The sequence below is a fragment of the Streptomyces sp. NPDC001156 genome, from assembly GCF_053598275.1.
Genome location: NZ_JBSFJX010000384.1, coordinates 1 through 4292, shown reverse-complemented (window position 1 = coordinate 4292; position 4292 = coordinate 1). Strand labels below are relative to the sequence as shown.

4 protein-coding genes and 1 pseudogene are annotated in these 4292 nt (G+C 67.0%); 1 reads left to right on the top strand and 4 read right to left on the bottom strand.

All coding sequences use genetic code 11. The features are described from left to right. The 4 genes from ACWDA7_RS50955 to ACWDA7_RS50940 all read right to left on the bottom strand — a co-directional run. Window positions 1-548 (bottom strand): ROK family protein (locus tag ACWDA7_RS50955; RefSeq protein ID WP_450614796.1); only part of this gene is annotated, 548 nt, incomplete at its 3' end. 18 nt (window positions 549-566) lie between these two features. Further along, entirely contained in the window at window positions 567-1451 is an 885-nt protein-coding gene (locus ACWDA7_RS50950) for a carbohydrate ABC transporter permease (protein ID WP_450614794.1), read from the bottom strand. Beyond that, window positions 1448-2467, bottom strand: coding sequence for a carbohydrate ABC transporter permease (locus ACWDA7_RS50945; RefSeq protein WP_450614792.1), 1020 nt, complete (start codon window positions 2465-2467; stop codon window positions 1448-1450). The genes ACWDA7_RS50950 and ACWDA7_RS50945 overlap by 4 nt, the downstream gene beginning before the upstream one ends. A gap of 31 nt (window positions 2468-2498) precedes the next feature. After that, window positions 2499-3902 (bottom strand): ABC transporter substrate-binding protein, encoded by a 1404-nt coding sequence (locus ACWDA7_RS50940; protein WP_450614790.1) that lies wholly within the window; start codon window positions 3900-3902, stop codon window positions 2499-2501. A gap of 127 nt (window positions 3903-4029) precedes the next feature. Here ACWDA7_RS50940 and ACWDA7_RS50935 point away from each other — a divergent pair. Next, window positions 4030-4292: pseudogene (locus ACWDA7_RS50935) on the top strand (oxidoreductase); the annotation flags it as partial.

The following is a 4292-nucleotide window of genomic DNA, read 5'->3' as shown; positions in this document are numbered from 1 at the left end:
CTGCTGGGGCCCACGTGGTCGGCGTAGGCCTTCTGCAGGCGTTCGCGGATGGGGTAGCGGTCCCAGCCGGGCATGATGGGCGGCTCGATGACCTGCCCCCTCTCCCAGTCGACGGGGCCGGGCACCGACAGTCCGATGCCGCAGATGTGGGTGGCGTCCACACCGGCGGCGCCGATCAAATCCGGGAACCAGGTGGCGAGTTGCTCGAGCACGGTGTCTGGGCCGTCGGTGATGTGCAGGGGGCCGGTGTGTTCGGCGAGGATGGTGCCTGCCAGGTCCAGCACGGCGGCGCGGGCGTGTCGGGTCTCGAGATCGACGACGATCACCGAGGCGTGGGTGGGGTCGAAGACGATCTGGTCGGAGGGGCGGCCGCCGGTGGAGGTGCCGGTGGTGCGCCGGAGCCAGCCGGCCCGGTTGAGGAGGTCCAGTCGTGCTCCGATGGTGGAGCGGGACAGACCGGTGGCGCGTTGCAGGTCGGCGCGGGTGTTGGCGCGGCCGCTGCGGATCAGCTCCAGCAGTCCGCCCGCGCTGACCTGACTCGGCGTCATCATGACATCCCCCATGGTTCAGCTCTTGTCGGCGCCGCTGGTCAGGCCCTCGGTCAGCATGCGCTCGGCGGCGAAGAACAGAAGTATCACGGGGATCGTGAGGACCACTGAACCGGCCATGAGGATGGTCTTGGGCACCTCGACGCCGTTGGACAGCTGTGCCAGGCCGAGGGAGACGGTCCACTTGCTGGGGTCGGCGGCCAGGAAGAGCAGCGCGAAGAGGAACTCGTTCCAGGCGATCATGAAGACGTACAGGCCGGTCGCCATGAGGGAGGGCAGGGCGAGGGGCAGGACCACCTTGCGGACGGTCTGCAGCCGGCTGGCTCCGTCGATCGCTGCCGCTTCCTCGATGGATTGGGGGATCGTGACGAGGTAGTTCTTCAGCATGTAGATCGCCACCGGCACGGTCTGGGCGACGTAGACGATGGCGAGGCCGACGAGGCTGGAGGACAGACCCAGCTTGGCGAAGATGACGAACAGCGGAACGGCCAACAGGGTTGCCGGGAACAGGTAGACGGCCAAGAAGAGCGCGCTGACCTGGCGGTGGCCGAAGAACTTCAGGCGGCTGACGGCGTAGGCGCCGGGCACGGCGGCCAGCAGGGTGAGGACGACCGTGCCCAGCGACACGAGCGCGGAGTTGAGCAGGAATCTCAGAAAGCCCTGGCCGCCGTCGTCGGTGGACTTGAGCACGTCGCGGTAGGTGGACAGCGTGAAGTCCTTGGCCGAGACCCACAGCGATCCCGGATCGAGCAGGAGCGCATCGATGGGTTTCACCGACAGCAGCAGCATGTAGTAGAAGGGCAGCAGGGTGATCGCGGCGAGGAACGCGATGACGAACCAGCGCAGGACACCGAAGAATCTGTCCTCGAACTGGGCCCTGGTCAGGGCGGCCTTGCGGATCACGATTCCTCCTGGACCTTGTTGCCGAAGAACTTGAAGTAGAGGCCCAGCAGGATCATCAGGGAGGCTGCCAGGACGAGGGCCTGGGCGGCCGCGGCTCCCACGTCGTAGCGGGCGGTGAGGAAGTTGTAGACCCGGACGGCGGCAGTGTCGGTTCCCGCGCCACCCCCGGTCAGCAGGTAGACGTCGTCGAACTTGTTGAAGGTCAGGATGAACCGCAAGACGCACAGCAGGGCGATGACCGGCATCAGCTGGGGCAGCAGAATGTGACGGAAGCGCTGGGTGATGGTGGCGCCATCGACCATGGCGGCCTCCTCCAAGCCATGCGGGACTGCCTGCAGCCGGGCGAGGATGAACAAGAACGCGAAGGGAAAGTAGCGCCAGCACTCGAAGGCGATGACGGTCAGCAGGGCCAGCGGTATGTCGAAGTGCACACCGAGCAGGTGGACTTCGTACTGGCGGGTGGAGAGGAAAGCGATGGGGTTGTCCCATCCGAACAGGCGGTGGCCCCAGTTGTTGACCACGCCGTACTGCGGGCTCAGGGCGACTTCCCAGACGAAGGCCACGGCGACGACGGGGGCGACGTAGGGCAGCAGCATCGCCGCGCGCAGCAGTCCACGCCCGCGGAAGGGCTTGCGCAGGGCGAGGGCCGCGATGAGTCCGAGGATGACGGAGCCGAAGGTGCCGCCCGCGGTGTACATGAGAGTGGTGCCCAGGCTCGACCAGAATCCGGCGGAGTCGAAGACCTGGGTGAAGTTGTCCAGAGACCAGTTCCCGAAGACGCCCATGCCCTGGATGTCGACCAGCTTGGCGTGCTGGAACGCCAGGAGCACGGTCCACAGGATGGGAAGGATCACCACCACGAGGACCACGATGAAGGTGGGGGTGACGAAGGCAAGTCCGGCGCGGTTGGCGCGACGGCTGGCGGTCAGCGGGCGCCGCTGGCGCTGGGCGGGCCGGTCTGTCGACCGGGGGCGGGTGTCCCGGCGCTGCGGTGCGCCGGCGGGTGCTGTTGTCATGAAGAGACCTTTGTGACGTGCATGCGGGCGGCTACTGCAGGGACTTCTTGAGAGCGGCGACGTCGTCGTCGGCTTCGTGTGCGGCCTCGGAGGGAGTGATCTGCCCGCTGGTCATGGCGCCGATGGCCTTCGGCACGGGAAGTTCACCGTTGGTGGCACCGACGAGGGCTCCTTCGCCCTGCGTGATGCCCCAGCGCCGCATGTTGCTGACGCCGTTGGCGAGTTGGTTGAGCAGGCTCGCCGGGTACACCTGGTCGAAGGGCTTCTTGGTGTCCACTCCGATGTCGCTGTGGCGCCAGGCGTCGACGTAGAGGTCAGGCTGGGCGGCCGTGCCATGGCGCACGGGGATCTTGCCTTCGGGTGCCATGCCGAACCAGGGCTCGTAGCCGGGGCCCATCATGTACTCGATGAACTGGCGGGAGGCCGACGTCTCGGCCGTCTTTGTGGTCACCCATGAGGTGATCTCGCCGAATTGGGCCGCCGTGGTGCTGTCTGGGCCCTGCAGCGCGGTGGCGATGCCGCTGTTGCGGGACAGGTACTGCGGGTCCTTCTTGCACTGGGGGCAGCTGGGCAGGGCGTCCTTGCGCAGGCCCGCGAGTTCGTCCAGCAGGAACGACGACCAGATGACCATGGACGACTGGCCGGCGAAGTAGTTGGCGCGGGTGGTGTCCACGGTCTGGGTGCCTGGGGCGCCGTAGGTGCGGGCGAGCTGGTCGTAGGTGCGAAAGGCTGTCTCGCACTGCGGGGATTCGAGGGCGACGGCGTGGTGGTCGTCGACGAGCTGGCAGTTGTTGGCCAGGGCCAGGCTCTCGAAGCTCTGCGAGGTGAAGGCGTCGCCCGGGTCGGTGGCCGCCGAGATGCCGTCGTGGCCCTTGGTGGTGAGTGCCTTGGCGGCGGTCACGGCCCGCTCGTAGGTGTCGGGGGCCGCCAGTTGCTTCTGGTCGAACTGGTCCTTGCGGTAGACCAGCAGCTGGAGCCAGGCGTCGGAGGGCACACCGAGACTGGTCTTCCCGTCGGAGGTCAGGTCGAGCGCGTTGGCGTTGAAGGTGCCGCGCCCCAGCTCGCCGATGATCTGCTTCGGGATGTCCGTGTTGAGCAGGCCGTTGGTGTACATCTGCCAGACCTGGCCCATGGGGGCCGCGCCGATGACGTCGGGGAGCTTGCCGGCGGCCGCGGCCGACATGATCAGTTGGGGCATCTGGCCCTCGTCGACGCCGACGAGATGGACCTTGATCCCGGTCTTCTTCTCGAACCCGTCGATCGCCTTCTGCGTCGCCGCCATGCGATCAGGGAGGTTCTCCTGTGACCAGACCGTTATCTCGCGGTCCGGTTTGCCGGGTCCGGTGCTGCTGGAACAGCCCGTGAGCAGCCCGAGTCCCAGGGCTGCTGTGACGCCGACCGCGGTCATCCTCGACCGCCGGGTCATGATGCGCATTGCGTGTCCTTGTTCCGGCTTACGACTACTGGTCACGCATCTCAGCATCACTTTTGCGTGTTGACAAGACATAAGTTGGAGATATCGTCGACGCAAGTCACCACCCGCACCACTTCCGGAGCCATCCGTGGAACGCGTCGTTCAATTCACCGGCCCTCGTCAGGTGGAGGTCGCCGAGCACGTCAGAGCCGAACTTCCCCCGGGCCACGTCAGGGTCCGCACCCGCTACTCAGGCATCTCGGCGGGCACCGAGCTCACCGCCTACCGGGGCACCAACCCCTACCTGACGCGCACTTGGGACCCCGAGGCCCGGCTCTTTAGGGAGGGCGCGGCCGGCATCGAGTACCCGGTGGCCGGATGGGGCTACTCCGAGGTCGGCGAGGTCGTCGA

Excerpts from the sequence above, each read along its gene's own strand:
- ACWDA7_RS50945 (WP_450614792.1), bottom strand. The coding sequence starts at position 2,467 with ATGACAACAGCACCCGCCGGCGCACCGCAGCGCCGGGACACCCGCCCC.
- ACWDA7_RS50940 (WP_450614790.1), bottom strand. The coding sequence starts at position 3,902 with ATGCGCATCATGACCCGGCGGTCGAGGATGACCGCGGTCGGCGTCACA.